Below are 15,703 nucleotides of genomic sequence, written 5' to 3' on the forward strand. Positions count from 1 at the left end.
GGATCGAACACTACTATTCAATTCGATATAGCGAATGTGCCAGTAGTCACACCCTCGCATTAGAGCCGCCGCTGGGGCCCCGTTGCCCGATCCGGCGCGAACGCTATGCTTCGGCCTTTCCCGCATTCCGGATGCCCCATGCGCCCTGCCTTGCTCGCCATCGCCCTGTCGCTCGCCGTCGCCACGCCCGCCCTGGCGCAGGACACCGCCAAGCCGAAATACCGCAGCGCCAAGGAGATCATCGATGCCGCCCCGGCCAGCGCCTGGCGCGACCTCGACCCGGCCAACACCCTGTACATGGAATTGCCGGCCGGCCGCGTGGTGATCGAACTGGCACCCGGCTTCGCGCCGGAACACGTGGCCAACATCAAGACCATGGCCAAGGGCGGCTTCTGGGACGGGCTGGCGATCTACCGCTCGCAGGACAATTTCGTGGTCCAGTTCGGCGATGCCGAGGGCGAGGAAGCCGGCAAGGCCAAGCCCTACCCCGCCGGCACCAAGACCCACCTGCCCGCCGAATTCACCCGCGATGCCAAGAGCGCGCGCTTCGACAAATTGCCCGACCGCGATGGCTATGCACCGGAAGTCGGCTTCATCGATGGCATGCCCGCCGCGCGCGATCCGAAGGCGGGCAAGGCGTGGATGGCGCACTGCTACGGCATGCTCGGCGCAGGCCGCAACAATGCCCCGGACAGCAGCATCGGCGCGGAACTCTATGTGGTCACCGGTCAATCTCCGCGCGGCCTCGACCGCCAGCTGAGCGCCGTCGGCCGCGTGGTCAAGGGCATGGAATTCCTCAGCGTCATCCCGCGCGGCCCCGAGCCGATGGGCTTCTACGAGAAACCCGAACAGCGCGCGCCGATCGTCTCGATCAAGCTGGCCAGCGACGTGCCGGAAGCGCAGCGCACACCACTGCAACTGCTGCGCACCGACAGCCAGGCCTTCATCGACGCCACCGAGGCCCGCCGCAACCGCGTCGACGGCTTCTACACGATCCCGGTCGGCCACATCGACCTGTGCAACGTGCCCTTGCCGGTGCGTGCGCCGCCGGCCAAGTGAGGCCAGCACGGATCATGAAAAAGGCGGCCAATGGCCGCCTTTTTCGTTGCACGTACGTAACGACGTGACCGATCAGAACGACTGGCTGAAGCGGATCCCGAACGTGCGCGGTTGCGCGATCACCGTGTACGGCTGGTTGCCGCAGGTGAGCGCGGCGCACTGGGCGAAACGGCTCATCTCGGCGCGTTCGTCGAAGGCGTTCTTGAGGAACAGGTCGATCGACCAGCTGTCCTTGCTCCAGCCCACCGAGACATCCGCCGTGGTGTAGGCGCCGAGGGTGCCGAGCAAGGCGGTCTCCGCTTCGCGCAGGTCCACGCGGCGGTTGCCGACGTGCGAGGCCGAGGCCTGCCAGTAGGCTTCGCCGCCGGCGAGGTCCCAGGTGTAGCGGGCGTTGAGTGCGCCCTTGAACCTGGGGGTGATCGGCAGGCGCGTGCCGGACGCGGCCTGCGGGCCATCCACCGGATCGCCGTTGGGGTTCAGCGTGCCGGGCGGGCACACGGTTTCCGGTTCGCCATCGGGGCGGATCCAGCCGCAGTAGTTGCGGGTCAGCTTGGCGTCGTACCAGGCGAAGCCGCCGCTGATCTGCAGGTTGTAGCTGGCCGCCCAGCTGAGGTCCAGCTCCAGGCCATCGACCTGCGCGCTGTTGGCGTTGCGGATCTCGGTCAGGCCGTTCTGCCCCAGGTAGGAGAACTGGAAATCCTCCCAGTCGGCGCGGAACAGCGCGCCGTTGAACACGAAGGCATTGCCCCAGGTGGTCTTCCAGCCCAGCTCGTAGTTGGTCAGGAAGTCGGAGGTGTACGGCGGCAGCGTGCCGCGACGGTTGATGCCGCCCGGCCGATACCCTTCCGACCAGGTCGCGTAGACCATCTTGGTGTCGTCGATCTGCCAGGTCACGTTGACCTTGCCCAGCGAGTCGCGCTCGCTCACGCGCTTGTCCAAGTTGGTGCAGGGTGCGCCGTGGAATTCCTCGTCGGAGAAGCACTGCGACACGCCGGTGCTGCCGCTGAAGCCGTCGCCGTAGCCGAAGAAGCCCTTCAGCGAATTGTTGGCCTTGAACCAGCGCATGCCGCCGCTCACGGTGACGGCGTCAGTGATGTCGAACGACAGTTCGCCGAACACCGCCTCGTCGCGGTCCTTGCGCTGCTGCGCGGTCAGCCAGATGGTGTCGTCCCAGCCGTTGACCTGGATGTCCGACGACAGGCCATCGACCTTGTAGCGCTGGAAGATGTCGTGGCTCTGCTGCTGCCAGAACAGGCCGGCGACCATGCGCAAGCGGTTCTCCTGCGGCGAGGACACGCGCAGTTCGTGGCTTGTGCGCTTGTAGCCATCGGTAGCCTGGATGTACTGCGCTGGGCTGACGAACGTCGACGGATCGCAAGTGAAGGTGTCCAAGTCGATATCGCCGCAGAAATACGCGCCGTAGCCGGCCAAGGTGTCGTACCAGAAACCGTAATCGCTGTAGTCGGATTCGGAATCGACGTCGCGCTTGAGCTGCGAGAACACGTAGGTCAGGTCGAAGTTGCCGATCTTGCCCTCGACCGTCAGTGCCGCCTGGTGCCAGCGGTCGTCGGAGGATTCGGGGTAGAAGTGCTTGACCGCCATGTCGCCGCTGGCCACGTCGTAGCCCATGGCCGGGTTGCCGGTGTTGGGGTCGATGCCGGCGCTGCCGTAGGCCTTCTGCTTCTGCGCGATCAGCTGCGGGGTGATCGTCCAGTTTTCGTTGAGGTTGAAGCGCAGCGCGCCGCGCAGGCCCATGGTGTCGGCGGTGTTGTAGTCGTCCTCGGCCACGTCCGCGTTGTCGTCGGTGATGCCGGAGGTCGGATAGGTGCGGGTGCCGCGGATGTTGTCCACGTAGCCGGCGTCGTGCTTCTGCCAGCCGACCAGGCGCACCGCCGCGCGGTCGCTGACCGGGATGTTGACGAAGCCTTCCAGCACGTGGCCGAAGCCGCCGCCGTCGATGCCGTTGGCTTCCACCGAATAACCGGCGGAGAACGCCTCGGGATCCGGCTTGCGGGTGATGATGCGCACCGTGCCGGACTGCGAGCTGGCGCCGTACAGGGTGCCCTGCGGGCCGGCCAGGGCCTCGACGCGCTCGATGTCGTACATGTGGATGTCCAGGGCGCCCTGGATCGTGGTGATCGGCTGGTCGTCCAGGTACATGCCGGCGCTGGGTTGCGAACCGGAGTGGTTGCCGTCGCCGCCACTGGCGACGCCGCGCATGTACACCTGCACGAAGCCGGGGCCGGAGAACACGCCGCCGCCGGCGGTGCCGTAGGTCAGGCTGGGGATCAGCTTGGCGTAGTCGTCGAAGTCGGAGATGTTCTGCTGCTCGAGCTGGGTATTGCCCAGCACCTGCAGGCTGATCGGCACCTTCTGCAGGTTTTCCTCGCGCTTCTGCGCGGTCACCGTGATCGTGTCGAGGGTGCGCGCGTCCTTCTTCTCGCCATCCTGGGCGGCGTCCTGCGCCCAGGCCTGCGGCGCGCACATCACCATCGCCACCGCGACTGCCAGCGGCAGGCGGCGGAGCGGACTGGGCGGGACGGTCTTGCGGTTGCTGTACATGGTTTCTTCCCCGGGTTGGTGGCTGCGAATGACGGTGGTCCGCCTTATGGTTGTGGAACGCCCGGCGGCGGTGCCGGGTAATGCTGCAATGCCGGGCCGAGCGCTGTGGCCAGCGGCTCGAGCCAGGGCTCGAAATGCCGCCACTGGTCCAGCCCCTCGCGGTAGATCGGCTGGCGCACCTGCTCGGAACTGGCGGTGCGCACCGGGCGGTCGTTCTCGAAGAAGCGCAGGCAGCGTTCGTCGAAATCCAGCCCGCAATAGTCGAGCAGCGCGCGCACCTGGGTTTCGGTGTCGGCCACCATGTCCTCGTAGATGACGCGATGCACGCGGCCGGGCATGACCGCGTCGAAATGCGCCATCAGCGCCACGTAGTCGGCGTAGTAGCGCCCCATGTCCCCGAGGTCGTAGCTGAAGGCCTGGCCGCGGGCGAAATGCTGCTTGAAGTTGGAGAAGCAGCAGGCCATCGGGTGGCGACGCGCATCGACGATCTTCGCGTTCGGCAGGATCAGCTGGATCAGGCCGACGTGGGCGAAGTTGTTCGGCATCTTGTCGATGAAGAACGGCCGGCCCAGCTTGCGCTGCACCCGCGAGGTCTCCAGGTAACGCTGGCCCAGCGCGCGGAACTCGATCGGATCCAGTTGCTCGACGATGTCGTGGTACGACGTGATTTCCGGCTGCGGGGTGCGCGCGCGCAGGTCGCGCACGATCGCGATCAGGTCGGGCAGCTCCATCGTCGCCTCGACCTGCGGGTGGCTGGACAGGATCTGCTCGACCAGGGTCGAGCCCGCGCGCGGCATGCCGACGATGAAGACCGGTGCCCGATCGGGATCGCCGCTGCCGGCGCGTTCGCGGAAAAACGCCGGCGTGTACACCGACTGCGCGCGGCGCCGGCGCTGGGTGGTCTGGCCGGCGTCATAGGGCAACTGCTTGCGACGAAGCAGGTTGCCTTGCCGGTAATGGGCAAACGACGCCTGGTAATCCCCGGCATCTTCCAGCGCCTTGCCCAGCGCGAACGCCACCTGCAGGCGCTGCTCGTCGGCCAATCCATTGCGTTGCAGTTGCGCCTGCATGGCGGCGATGTCGTGCGCATCGAAGCGCATCGTCTTCAGGTTCGCCAGGCTCCACCACGCGCTGCCGAACCCGGGGTCGATCTCCAGCGCGCGCCGGTAGGCCGAAATTGCCTGCCCCGTCTGTCCCTCGGTCTTCAGCGCGTGCCCCAGGCTCATCCACACGCGCGCATCCTTCGGCCGCTCGCGCAGGATCGCTTCGTACAGGCGGATCGCGTCGCCGTAGTCGCCCAGCTTGCCCAGCACCACGGCCTTCAGGTTGCGCAGCCCCTGGTTGTCGGGATCGTCCGCAAGCAGCGCATCGATCTCGACCAGGGCCTCTTCGTGGCGATTGCCGCGGTCGAGCATCAGTGCGTAGTGGTGGCGCGCCATCGCGAAACCCGGCGCCAGTTCCAGGCAACGTTGCAGCAATTCGATCGCCTGTTCGTTGCGGCCGACCCGCGCAGCGAGTTCGGCCAGCATGCGCAGCGCTGCGACATCGGTCGGGAATCCACGCAGGCGGTCGCGCAGGACGGCTTCGGCCTCCGGCAAGCGACCGCCCGACAGGGCCGCGCCGGCGGTCAGCAACTGCGGGTCTTGCCCACCGTTGCGTGCGTGCGCCAGATAGGCGTGCGCCGCGCCTCCGCGATCGCCGGCCGCCTCCAGCAGCTGCGCCAGGTACAGCCACACCCTGGGCAGGCCGGGTTGCAGGCGTGCCGCCTGCGCAAGTGCGTTGCGCGCCGCCTCTGGCTGCCCGCGCGCCAGCAACGCCAACCCGAGCTCCATCCACACACGCGGCGCCGCGGGCTGTTCGGCGGACAGGGGCTGCAGGACGTCGATGGCTCGCCCGGGATCTCCCAGTGCGTTATGCGCCATCCCCAGCAGCAGCCGTGCGCCCGGCTCGCCGGGCGAGGCATGCAGGATCTGCCGCGCCTGTTCCGAGGCCATCAACGGGTCGTGTTCGAGCATGCGCATGCCATGCGCGAGCGCGGCCTCCACGCTGACGGTCGCTGCGGTGGCGCTCATCGGACCCCTGGGCTGTTTGGGTGGGCCGCGCCCCCCGACACGACGCATCCAATCTACCCGCGGCCATGCGCCAGCGTCCAGCGCCCTCACCCCGCCTTCCCCCCTCGCCGCCTAGCCTGCGCTTCCCCCGAAGGAAACCACGCCCATGCCCCTGTTGCGCATCCGCCTGACCGGCAGCGAGGACGATGTCCGCGCGATCTCCAACCTGTTGCAGAGCCTGGACGGCATCGAACACGTCGAGGAGGTCGCCGACCTGATGCCACGCATGGACGATGCCGATTCCAGCTCGGCCGGCCTCAGCGACCTGCGGGGTCCGGACGCGCACGAGATCGAGATCGACGCACCCAATCCCTCCACCGCCCGCCGCGTGCGCGAGGCCGTGGAGGCACTGGCCTTCGACCTGGACGTCCTGGTCGAGTTCGAGGACGACGACGAAACCTGATGCCGGCTAGCCGCCGAGCAGGGCCTTCGCGACCAGCGGCTTGAGCGTGCGCAGGGCCTCGTTCTGGCTCGCATCCGCCTGGATGTAGAGCGCGGACAGGAACGCCGTGAGGTCATGGCGGCGCGCTAGCCATGCGGCGTCGCCAGCGGCCGGCATCGGCCCAAGGCGTGCCACCAGGCTCGCCAGCCATGCCTGCCAGTCGGCCTCGACCAGGACACCGCGGCGGGCGATGTAGGCCACGGGCTGCACCAGCCGGTCGGACTCGCCGAACACGTAGGCATGGCCGGACGCCGGCACCGCCTGCAACGCGACCACATCGAGGATCCGGCGCAGCTGCGCCGCCTCCAGCGCCGGGTTCAGCGACAACTGCAGCAGCCAATCGGCGCCGTGGGCCACGCCGTGGCGCCAGCCGATGCCGGGCTCGAAACCGCGGTAGTCCTGCACCGTCCCCAGGTACGCGGTCGCACGCGCCAGCATCGCCTCGCGCTCGGCCGGCTGCATCCATGGCGCGACGCGATCGGTGCGCGCCACTTCGGCCAGCACCAGCGCGGCGAAGGCACGCGACACGCCTTGCGGATCCGGCCCATCGAGCCGCGCGAACAGGGCATCGCGCACGCGGCGCAGGAACGCGGCATCGAAATCGCCCGCGCGCATCCAGTGCTGCAGGGCCTCGTAGGCGATGCCGTCGCGCAGCAACGGGTCGGGATCGCCCAGGCAGTCGACCAGTCCCATCGCCAATGCCTGCTTGCCGGCTGGATCCGCCACCGCGAAACCCGCTGCCTTCAAGGCCTGCAATCCCGCCCTGCCCTGTCCCGCTGGCGGGCAGGCCGCCAGCGCCGGCGCACAGGCCAGCAGGATCAACCCCAACCACCAACCGCGCTTGCGCATCGCCCGACCCTTTATGTCCCGTGGTGCCCGCCATCTACGCATGCCGACCACCGTTGCGGCAATGACCGAAACCGGCGGAACGCGCGGCGGCAACCGCCGCCCATCACCAGATGGAGAAGGCCATGCGTGGACGCATGGTCAGAGGCTGGCGCCGTCGTACGGGATCACCGAGAGGCTGGCCAGGTCGACATCAGGCAGGCAGCGCACATTGACCGCGACGGTCGCCTCGCCGGTCTTCGGATGCGTGCCCTCGCCGAACGGGCCGATGCCGCAGACCGGGCAGAACCGGTGGCGGATCGCATGCTTGTTGAAGCTGTAGCTGGCGATGTCGTCGTCCGCGGTCTTCAGGACCATCGCGCTGCGCGGGAAGAACGCCAGCAGGTGGCCGCGGCGACGGCAGATCGAGCAGTTGCAGTCGATGACCGTGTCGATGTCGCCTTCCAGGGTGAACGCGATCGCGCCGCAATGGCAGCTGCCTTCGTGGAGGGTCATTGCTGGGCTCCGGTTCGTGACTGCCGGTATGTTGCCACGCCCCCCCGGATCGCACACGCTAGGGATTCTGCTTCGCTCCCGCCGGACCCAGACCATGCACAGATCCCGTGCCGCCGTCGTTTTGCTTGCGCTCAGCGCCGCCCTGGCGCTGCCCTCCAGCGCGCAGTCGCCTGCCACCTCGCCTGCCTTGCCCGCGACCACCGGCGCATGCCCGTCGATCCCGCTGGCCGGCGCCGATGCCGGTGCCGTGCGCGTGCCCAGCGCGGCCGATGCCTGGGGTGGCCCGCGCACCGGCAAGGAAGCGACGCTGTCGAACCGCACTGTGGCGTATTCGATCGATGCGGAGCTCGACCCTGTCAAGCACACGATCACCGGCAAGCAGGCGCTGACCTGGCGCAACCGCAGCGCGCAACCGGTGTGCAGCCTGTACGTGCACCTGTACCTCAACGGCTTCGACGGCCCCGGCAGCACCTTCATGACCGAACAGCGGGCCAGCGAGAGCGGCTTCCGCAGCAACGTCGACACCAAGGACGGCGAGTTCGGCTTCATCCGCCTGGACAAGGTTCTGCAGGACGGCGCAGCCACGAAATGGACCTTCGTGCAACCCGACGGCGGCCCGAAGACCGACCGCAGCGTGGTCCGCATCGACCTGCCGCGCCCGGTCGCCGCGGGCGCCACCACCACGCTCGACATCGACTTCTTCGACCAGTTGCCGCGGGTGGTCGCGCGCACCGGTTACTACGGCACCTTCCACCTGGTCGCGCAGTGGTTTCCCAAGGTCGCGGTACTGGAACTGGCGGGCGAGCGTGGTGCCACCGCGCCGCGCTGGAACGCCCACGAATTCCACCTGCACAGCGAGTTCTTCGCCGACTTCGGCAGTTTCGACGTACGCCTGACCGTACCCAAGGGCTACACCGTCGGCGCGACCGGTGCATTGACCGGCAAGCCCGTGGAGAAGGCCGGCAAGGTCACCCATCGCTACGTGCAGCACGACGTGCACGACTTCGCCTGGACCACCGACAACCGCTACGCCAAGCCGCTGGTGAAGACCTGGAACGGGCCGAACGGGCCGGTGCAGGTCAAGGTGCTGTACCCGCCCGACTACGCTTCGAATGCGGAGCCGGTCATGCAGGCGACGCTCGATTCGCTCAAGTACTTCTCCGACACGCTCGGTCCCTATCCCTACGGCACCGTCACCGCCGTGGTCCCGCCGTACGGCGCGGACGAAGCCGGCGGCATGGAATATCCGACCTTCTTCACCGCCGACAGCACGCGCCAGGTCGAACCGGGCACGCTCGGTCGCTTCGCCCTGGACTTCGTGACCGTGCACGAGTTCGGCCACGATTATTTCTACGGGATCCTGGCCTCGAACGAATTCGAGGAACCCATGCTCGACGAGGGCATGAACGAGTACTGGGACCAGCGGATGATGACCGCGCGCAAGCAGGACCTGCACCTGACCCTGCCGTTCCTGCGTGCGCTCGGGATCGGTACCACGCTGACCCCGTTCGACATGGAGCGGATCGGCGCCAGCCTGGGCGACCCGGCCGACGCACTGGGCGACAACAGCTGGTCGCGCCTGTCCAGCGGCAGCTACGGCACGGTCTATTCGCGCACTGCCACGGTGATGCGCCAGATCGAGGCCATGGTGGGCACGCCGGCAATGGAACGCGCGATGAAGCTGTACTACGAGCGCTGGAAGTTCCGCCACCCGTCGCTGGCCGACCTGCGCGAGGCACTGGCCGAGGGCACCGGTCGCCGCGACATCGTCGAAGCCAACTTCGACGCCTTCATCTACGGCACCGGCCGCGTGGACGACCGCGTGGAGAGCATCCAGAGCCGCGAACTGCTGCCGCAGCCGGGCTACTGGTCGCATGCCGGCAAGCAGGTGCTGATCGGCAGCAAGGCGCTGGACAAGGCGATCGAGGATCGCCGCCGCGCGTGGAAGGCCAAGCACCCGAATGCGAAGGAGTGGGAAGGCGCCTTCCCGTACAAGACCCGCGTGGTGGTGCGCCGCGACGGCCAGGCGGTGCCGCAGGTGCTGCGCGTGCGCTTCGCCGACGGCAGCCACCGCGACCTGCCGGTGACCGCCACCGGCAGCTGGCAGCGCTTCGAGTTCGTCACCGCGTCCAAGGCGGTGTCGGCGCAACTGGATCCCGACGACCTGATCCGCACCGACCTGTCCGAGCTCAACGACAGCCGCACCGTCGAGGCCGACGGCAGCGCCGCGCGCCGCTGGTTCGGCGACTTCACCTCGCTCCTGCAGTCGCTGTTCGCGCTGCTGTCCTTCGTCTGAGGCGCACACCATGTCCTCCACCCGACCGACTTCGCTTCCCGTCCGTTCCGCCATCGGCGACGGCCTGCGCGGTGCCCTGCAGTGGCGCCTGTGGCTGCTGTGGATCGGCGCCAGCCTGGGCTGCGCGCTGATCGCCGCCCTGCCCACCTGGAACTGGCTGGCCGAAGCGCTCAACCATTCGGTACAGGCCAGGGCCATCGCCAATGGCGAAGCGCCGACGCTGCTGCTCGACCTGCTGCTGTCGCGCAATGCCCCGCACGGCGTGCTCGGCGAAAGCACGATGATCGGCGCGATCCTGATGCTGCTGTTGTCGCCGCTGCTGGCCGGCGCCACCCTGACTGCGATCCGCTCGCGCAGCCGTCCCGGTTTCGGCGACCTGCTGCGCGGCGCGCTGTCCGAATACGGCCCGCTGCTGCGGATGCTGCTGTGGTCGGCGATCCCGCTGGGCCTGGCCCTGCTGGTGATGTCGGTGATCATCGGCGCCAACGAATCGGCGCACGAAGACGCGATCGTTGGTGCGGGCCTCGACACCGGCCGCACCGTCGCCTTCGTCGTTGGCGGCGTGCTGTTCGTGCTGGCCCATGCCAGCCTGGAGGCCGGCCGCGGCTGGCTGGCCGCCGATGGCCGCCTCCGCTCCGCCCTCAAGGCCTGGTGGCGCGGCCTTAAGCTGCTGTGCCGGCGCCCGGTGGCGGTGCTGCTGGCCTGGCTGGCGACCACCCTGCTCGGACTGGCGCTGGCGCTGCTGTTCGCCTGGTTGCGCCAATTCGCCGGCGGCGCCGGGCTGGGCGGCTTCCTGCTGGCGATGCTGCTGGGTTGCGGCATCGCCGCGGGGCTGGCCTGCGGCCGCATCGCCCGCCTCTACGCGATGGCCGCGCTGGCTGCGGACCAGCACGCGCGCCGCTGATCCCGGGCTTGCCTCCCACCCCGGTCCGTCGGGGCGGGCCGTTCGGTTAAGATTGTCCACGAGCCAAACCAGGGGGAACGGCGTGGCCTTCTTCGATCTTTTCAAGCGCAAGCCGGCCGCCAAGCCGGCGAGCAAGCCCTTCGTCATGCCGCCCGGGCTGGTGCCGAACCAGGCACCGGTGCCTGCACCCGCCGCGCCGCCTGCCGCGCGCGAACCCGCCATCCCGGCACCCGTCGAGCTGCCTGCCGACGTCCAGTCCGAGGCGGCCCAGGTTCCCGCGGAACCCGCCCAGCCCGACCACGACGGCCCGGAACGCCGCGAACGCAACCGCCGGCACGCGCGCCCCGGCTTGCGCGTGCTGGTCATCGACGATTCGCCGACCATCGTCGCCCTGCTCAAGCGCATGCTGCAGCAGAACCAACTCGTGGTCCTGGAAGCCTTCGACGCCGAAAGCGGCATCGAGATCGCCCGCAAGGAAGTGCCGGACCTGATCTTCCTGGACATCGTGCTGCCCGGGATGGACGGCTTCAACGCGCTGCGCACCCTGCGCCGCGACCCGATCACCAAGCACCTGCCGATCATCATGATCAGCGGCAACGCACAGGCCACCGAACAGTTCTACGTGCAGCGCATCGGCGCCGACGACTTCATGAAGAAGCCGTTCTCGCGGGCGGAAGTGTTCATGCGCATCGAGGCCCTGCTGGACGCGGAGAACATCCCGCGCCACGGCAGCAAGCCCGGCACCCGCGCGGAAGCGGCGGCCGCGGCGGGCCAAGGCTGAATCGCCGAAAAAGGGGTCATAGCGAAGTTTCCTGACCTGCTTTTCGCAATGCGCGCAACAGAGCCGGCAGGAAATTCACTCTGACCCCTTTTTGACCGGCACCAGCCGCAGGTCCTGGAAGTCGAAGCTGAAGTCGGTCAGCGGCGAGATCGGCTCCATCCGCATTTCGCGGATGTGGCCGTCGGCATCGAGGCTGAAGTTGACGAAGGCATCGGCATTGAGGCCGCGGTCGCGCCAGCGCACGATGAAGCTGTCGTGCTGCCAGTGCTCGATGTCCCCCAGCAACTCGGCGGTCTTCGCGAACTGCATTTCAAGGCCCTTCGCGCCCTGCCGCACCAGCACGTCGCCGTACCACGGGTCCCGGTAGGTACCGGCGTACTTCGCCAGCGCCAGTGACGGCTTCGACGCGGCATCGCGCGCGGCCACGTGCTTCTTCCAGTCTTCGTCGGCATTGCCCTGTGCGCGGGCGAACGACTCCGCATACGCCTGCAACCAGTCGTTGCCGCCGCGGCCCAGCATCATGTCCAGCGCTTCGTAGGTGATCGCGTGGAAGGCCTGGCCGATCTCGCCGCTGGTCAGCACCACCACGCCGAGTTTCTCGCCCGGCACCAGGGTCAGCCGCGAGACCTGCCCCGGCCAACCCCCGGTGTGCCAGACCAGCCGCTCGCCGGCATAGTCGGACAGGTTCCAGCCCTGCCCGTAGCCCATGAAGTTCGGCACCATCGGCGCCAGTCCCGGGATCGACGGCTTGCCGACCGGGATCGGGGTCAGCACCGTCCACATCTCGCGCTGGCGGGCCTCCGAGAACAGGCGCTTTGCGTTTTCTCCGCTGCCGGAGATCACGCCACCGGCCAGTTGCAGGCGCATCCACTTCGACAGGTCGTGCACGCTGGAATACAGCCCGCCCGCGCCCGACACGTTGCGCCAGCTGGTCACCCCGACCGGGCGCAGGTCCTTGAAATCGAACTTGGCATGGCCGGTCGCCACGTTGTCGCCGCGCTTGAGGTCGTCGCTGTTGTAGCGGGTCTCGGCCATGCCCAGCGGCTGGAAGATGCGGCTGTCGAGGAATTGCTTGAACGGCATGCCGGACGCTTCTTCCACCACAAGTTGGGCCACGCCGAACAGGATGTTGTCGTAGGCGTACTGCTCGCGGAAGCCGCCGGTCAGCGGTACGTCCTTGAGGCGTTCGGCGACCTCGCGCGTGGAGTATGTCGTGGTCGGCCAGTACAGCAGGTCGCCCGCACCCAGGCTCAGCCCACTGCGGTGCGCCAGCAGGTCGCGGATGCGCATCTCGCGGGTGACGTAGGGATCGCTCATGCGGAACCACGGCAGGTGGTCGATGACGCGATCCGTGGTCTGCAGCTTGCCCTCGTCCTGCAGCATGTTCAGCGCCGCCGCGGTGAACGCCTTGGTGTTGGAGGCGATGGCGAACATGGTGTGCGCGTCGACCTTGGCCGGCTCGCCGAGCTTGCGCACGCCGTAGCCGCGTTCCAGCACCACCTGCCCGTCCTTGACGATCGCCACCGCCACACCGGGTACGTCGAACTGCTTCTGCACCGCGGCGACGAAGGCATCGAAGCGCGCCAGCCGCGCCGCATCCGGCAACGGCGCAGCGAGTGGCGCCAGGGTGTCGTCGACGCGGATCGGCGGCGGTGCCTGCTGCGCCTGCGCGGGTGCCCCCGCAAGCACGACGGCCAAGGCGATGGCGAGAGGAAGCAGGCGCATGCGGAATCCTTCGTTGGCGATTCCGCGAGTATCACCAGCATCGCGGATGGCGTCGATGGCCACAGGTCACGCCCGCCGGCATCGCGCGGGCGATGTACCCTCGCGTTTCCCGCACGTGGAGCATCGCCATGTCCCAGCCCGCGAACACGACGTCCACCATCATTCCCTGCCTGCGCTACCGCAACGCGCTGGGCATGATCGACTGGCTGTGCGATGCCTTCGGATTCCAGGAACACGCCGTGTATGCCGACGGCGACACCGTCCACCATGCACAACTGGTGTTCGGCAAGGGCATGGTGATGCTGGGCTCGACCAGCAATGTCGGCGAATGGGGCAAGGCCATCGTGCAGCCGGAAGACATCGGCGGCCGCGAGACCCAGAGCGCCTGCGTGATCGTGGCCGACGCCGATGCGCACTACGCACGTGCGGTCGCCGCCGGCGCGACCATCGCCATCGACATCGCCGACCAGCCCTATGGCGGCCGCGGCTACGCCTGCAAGGATCCGGAAGGCCATTATTGGTGGTTCGGCAGCTACGACCCATGGGCGGAACCTGCGCAGGCATGAGTCTGTTCCCGGCACCCGACGACTGGACCGCGCAACGGGTCGATGCCATCGACGGCATCCGCACCGGCATCGGCGGCTGGACGTACGCGCCGTGGCGCGACAATTTCTATCCGAAGGGACTGGTGCAACGACGCGAGCTGGAATACGCCAGCCGGCACCTGAGCTGCATCGAGATCAACGGAACCTACAACGGCGCGCAGAAACCGGCGACGTATGCGAAATGGCGCGACGAAACGCCCGAGGGTTTCGTGTTCTCGGTGAAGGCGCCGATGCGGATCATGCAGTCGAAGGCGTAGGCGAAGACCGGCCCGCAAATCGAGGACTTCATCGGCGGCATCAGTGAGCTCGGCAACCGGCTGGGTCCGCTGCTGTGGCAGTTCGATGCCGGACTGACGCTGCAACACGATTCGTTTGAAGCGTTCTGCGAATTGCTTCCACGCGAAGCCGACGGCCGTCCGCTGCGGCATGTGCTGGACGTGCGCGATGCGGCCTTCATCGATGCCGATTTCATCGCGCTGGCGCGCAGGCATGGTGTCGCCACCGTGTTCACCGACTCCCCTGAACATCCGTCGTTCGCAGATGTGACCGCCGATTTCGTCTACGCGCGGCTGATGCGTGCCCGCAGCGAAATCGCCACCGGCTATCCGCTGGACGAACTCGATGCATGGGCGGCACGCGCACGCCTGTGGACACGCGGCGAGGAGCCGGACGACCTGCCGAAGATCGTCGACAGGGCAGCACCCTCGCAACCGCGCGAGGTCTTCATCCAGTTCATCAGCGCAGCCAAGGAACGCAACCCGGCAGCGGCGACGGCCTTGTACGCCATCCTCGCGCGCAGCTGATCCCTGTCGGAGGGCATGTGCCGTCCGGCACTTCGCCACGCCACAGGCTTGACGGCACCTTGTGCAGGCTCGAGGTCACCCCGGAGGAGCACGCCATGAACACCCGCCGGCAGTTCCTGACCCGCGCCGCGCTGGCCAGCGCCGCCCTCGCCGCGATGCCGCTGGCCGCCTGTGCGCAGGAGCGCCCCGAAACGGCACGCCCCAAGCCGACCGGCGCGATCGCGGGCCGCGTACCGCTGGGCGGCGCATTGATCGCGCGCGCCATTCCGTCCACTGGCGAATCGATCCCGACGATCGGCGTCGGCACGTCCGGCAGTTACGAGGTGCCGCTGGATTCGGCCGAATTCGCTGCGCTGAAGGATGTGCTGAAGGTGTTCTTCGCCGGCGGCGGCAGCGTCATCGACACCTCGCCGAATTATTCCAATGCCGAGGACGTGGTCGGCGCCCTGTTGGCCGAAGGCGGCTGGCGCGAGCGCTGCTTCCTGGCCACCAAGCTCGCGGCCGACGATCGCGCCGCGCTGGAAGCGCAGTGGGCCGACTCGCTGCGCCGGCTGCGCACCGGCAAGGTCGAACTGCTGCAGGTCCACAACCTGCGCAACCTCTCCCAGGCCCTGCCGTATGCGCGCGAACTGAAGGCGCAGGGCAAGACGAAGTACATCGGCCTGACCCACTTCCGCGACAGCGCGCATGCCGAGCTGGCCGGGCTGATGCGCAAGGAAAAACCGGACTTCGTGCAGATCAACTATTCGGTGTCCGCGCCGGCGGCGGCGAAGACGGTGTTCCCGGTCGCGCGCGAACTCGGCATCGCGGTGATCGTCAATCGCGCCTTCGACGACGGCAAGCTGTTCGCGCGCAGCAAGGACATGCCGCTGCCGGGTTGGGCCGCGGAGATCGGTGCGACCTCGTGGGCGCAGCTGTTCCTGCGCTTCACGATCAGCGACGAGGCGGTGACCGTGGTCATCCCGGCCACCGGCAAGCCGGAACGACAGGCGGACAACCTCAAGGGCGGCATCGGCCCGTTGCTGAGTGCCGCGCAACACGCGGAACTCGTCGCCTTGTTCGGCTGAGACGACG

The 15,703-nt window shown here is 68.1% G+C and carries 12 protein-coding genes and 1 pseudogene; 8 read left to right on the forward strand and 5 right to left on the reverse strand.

Annotated features, from left to right (window positions below):
- The first annotated feature begins 105 nt into the window (after positions 1-105).
- Positions 106-1,059, forward strand: a complete 954-nt coding sequence (locus ACE3T8_RS08080) for a peptidylprolyl isomerase (RefSeq protein WP_374608300.1) — start codon at positions 106-108, stop codon at positions 1,057-1,059.
- Positions 1,060-1,131: 72 nt separating this feature from the next.
- Here ACE3T8_RS08080 and ACE3T8_RS08085 read toward each other — a convergent pair whose 3' ends face one another.
- Positions 1,132-3,621, reverse strand: a complete 2,490-nt coding sequence (locus ACE3T8_RS08085; protein WP_374608302.1) for a TonB-dependent receptor — start codon at positions 3,619-3,621, stop codon at positions 1,132-1,134.
- A 44-nt stretch (positions 3,622-3,665) separates the two neighbouring features.
- Positions 3,666-5,693, reverse strand: coding sequence for a sulfotransferase (locus ACE3T8_RS08090; RefSeq protein WP_374608304.1), 2,028 nt, complete (start codon positions 5,691-5,693; stop codon positions 3,666-3,668).
- A gap of 145 nt (positions 5,694-5,838) precedes the next feature.
- Between ACE3T8_RS08090 and ACE3T8_RS08095 the strand changes: the two genes are divergently transcribed.
- Positions 5,839-6,135: a hypothetical protein gene (locus ACE3T8_RS08095; protein ID WP_374608305.1), complete on the forward strand. Its 297-nt coding sequence runs from the start codon at positions 5,839-5,841 to the stop codon at positions 6,133-6,135.
- Between the two features lie 6 nt (positions 6,136-6,141).
- On the opposite strand, the gene ACE3T8_RS08100 is transcribed toward ACE3T8_RS08095, so the two are convergent.
- Positions 6,142-7,023 carry a DUF2785 domain-containing protein gene (locus ACE3T8_RS08100; protein WP_374608307.1) on the reverse strand — a complete coding sequence of 294 codons (882 nt, stop codon included), beginning with the start codon at positions 7,021-7,023 and terminating at the stop codon, positions 6,142-6,144.
- A 138-nt stretch (positions 7,024-7,161) separates the two neighbouring features.
- The gene (locus ACE3T8_RS08105) at positions 7,162-7,515 is read right to left on the reverse strand and encodes a GFA family protein (RefSeq protein WP_374608308.1); all 354 of its coding nucleotides are present in this window, start codon (positions 7,513-7,515) and stop codon (positions 7,162-7,164) included.
- A gap of 94 nt (positions 7,516-7,609) precedes the next feature.
- Between ACE3T8_RS08105 and ACE3T8_RS08110 the strand changes: the two genes are divergently transcribed.
- The 3 genes from ACE3T8_RS08110 to ACE3T8_RS08120 all read left to right on the forward strand — a co-directional run bounded on the left by ACE3T8_RS08110 (position 7,610) and on the right by ACE3T8_RS08120 (position 11,496).
- Positions 7,610-9,811, forward strand: a complete 2,202-nt coding sequence (locus ACE3T8_RS08110; protein WP_374608310.1) for a M1 family metallopeptidase — start codon at positions 7,610-7,612, stop codon at positions 9,809-9,811.
- Positions 9,812-9,821: 10 nt separating this feature from the next.
- Positions 9,822-10,715 carry a hypothetical protein gene (locus tag ACE3T8_RS08115; RefSeq protein WP_374608312.1) on the forward strand — a complete coding sequence of 298 codons (894 nt, stop codon included), beginning with the start codon at positions 9,822-9,824 and terminating at the stop codon, positions 10,713-10,715.
- 82 nt (positions 10,716-10,797) lie between these two features.
- Positions 10,798-11,496 carry a PleD family two-component system response regulator gene (locus ACE3T8_RS08120; RefSeq protein ID WP_374608314.1) on the forward strand — a complete coding sequence of 233 codons (699 nt, stop codon included), beginning with the start codon at positions 10,798-10,800 and terminating at the stop codon, positions 11,494-11,496.
- 75 nt (positions 11,497-11,571) lie between these two features.
- Here the strand turns inward: ACE3T8_RS08120 and ACE3T8_RS08125 are convergent, their stop codons facing one another.
- On the reverse strand, positions 11,572-13,221 hold the full coding sequence (locus tag ACE3T8_RS08125) for a serine hydrolase (protein ID WP_374608316.1): 1,650 nt from the start codon (positions 13,219-13,221) through the stop codon (positions 11,572-11,574).
- 128 nt (positions 13,222-13,349) lie between these two features.
- On the opposite strand from ACE3T8_RS08125, the gene ACE3T8_RS08130 reads away from it, so the two are divergent.
- The 3 genes and pseudogenes from ACE3T8_RS08130 (at position 13,350) to ACE3T8_RS08140 (ending at position 15,696) form a co-directional block, all read left to right on the forward strand.
- Positions 13,350-13,787, forward strand: coding sequence for a VOC family protein (locus ACE3T8_RS08130; RefSeq protein WP_374608318.1), 438 nt, complete (start codon positions 13,350-13,352; stop codon positions 13,785-13,787).
- A pseudogene (locus ACE3T8_RS08135) lies at positions 13,784-14,629 on the forward strand (DUF72 domain-containing protein). Before ACE3T8_RS08130 ends, ACE3T8_RS08135 begins: the two are co-directional and overlap by 4 nt.
- Positions 14,630-14,724: 95 nt before the next feature.
- On the forward strand, positions 14,725-15,696 hold the full coding sequence (locus ACE3T8_RS08140) for an aldo/keto reductase (RefSeq protein ID WP_374608320.1): 972 nt from the start codon (positions 14,725-14,727) through the stop codon (positions 15,694-15,696).
- Positions 15,697-15,703: the final 7 nt, after the last annotated feature.

It is taken from the genome of Thermomonas sp., assembly GCF_041919455.1.
In the GTDB taxonomy this organism is placed as follows: Bacteria; Pseudomonadota; Gammaproteobacteria; order Xanthomonadales; family Xanthomonadaceae; genus Thermomonas.

Coding starts and splice junctions, on each gene's coding strand:
- ACE3T8_RS08105 (WP_374608308.1), bottom strand. CDS start 7,515: ATGACCCTCCACGAAGGCAGCTGCCATTGCGGCGCGATCGCGTTCACC.
- ACE3T8_RS08080 (WP_374608300.1), top strand. CDS start 106: ATGCTTCGGCCTTTCCCGCATTCCGGATGCCCCATGCGCCCTGCCTTG.
- ACE3T8_RS08115 (WP_374608312.1), top strand. CDS start 9,822: ATGTCCTCCACCCGACCGACTTCGCTTCCCGTCCGTTCCGCCATCGGC.
- ACE3T8_RS08140 (WP_374608320.1), top strand. CDS start 14,725: ATGAACACCCGCCGGCAGTTCCTGACCCGCGCCGCGCTGGCCAGCGCC.
- ACE3T8_RS08125 (WP_374608316.1), bottom strand. CDS start 13,221: ATGCGCCTGCTTCCTCTCGCCATCGCCTTGGCCGTCGTGCTTGCGGGG.
- ACE3T8_RS08085 (WP_374608302.1), bottom strand. CDS start 3,621: ATGTACAGCAACCGCAAGACCGTCCCGCCCAGTCCGCTCCGCCGCCTG.
- ACE3T8_RS08095 (WP_374608305.1), top strand. CDS start 5,839: ATGCCCCTGTTGCGCATCCGCCTGACCGGCAGCGAGGACGATGTCCGC.
- ACE3T8_RS08110 (WP_374608310.1), top strand. CDS start 7,610: ATGCACAGATCCCGTGCCGCCGTCGTTTTGCTTGCGCTCAGCGCCGCC.
- ACE3T8_RS08100 (WP_374608307.1), bottom strand. CDS start 7,023: ATGCGCAAGCGCGGTTGGTGGTTGGGGTTGATCCTGCTGGCCTGTGCG.
- ACE3T8_RS08130 (WP_374608318.1), top strand. CDS start 13,350: ATGTCCCAGCCCGCGAACACGACGTCCACCATCATTCCCTGCCTGCGC.
- ACE3T8_RS08090 (WP_374608304.1), bottom strand. CDS start 5,693: ATGAGCGCCACCGCAGCGACCGTCAGCGTGGAGGCCGCGCTCGCGCAT.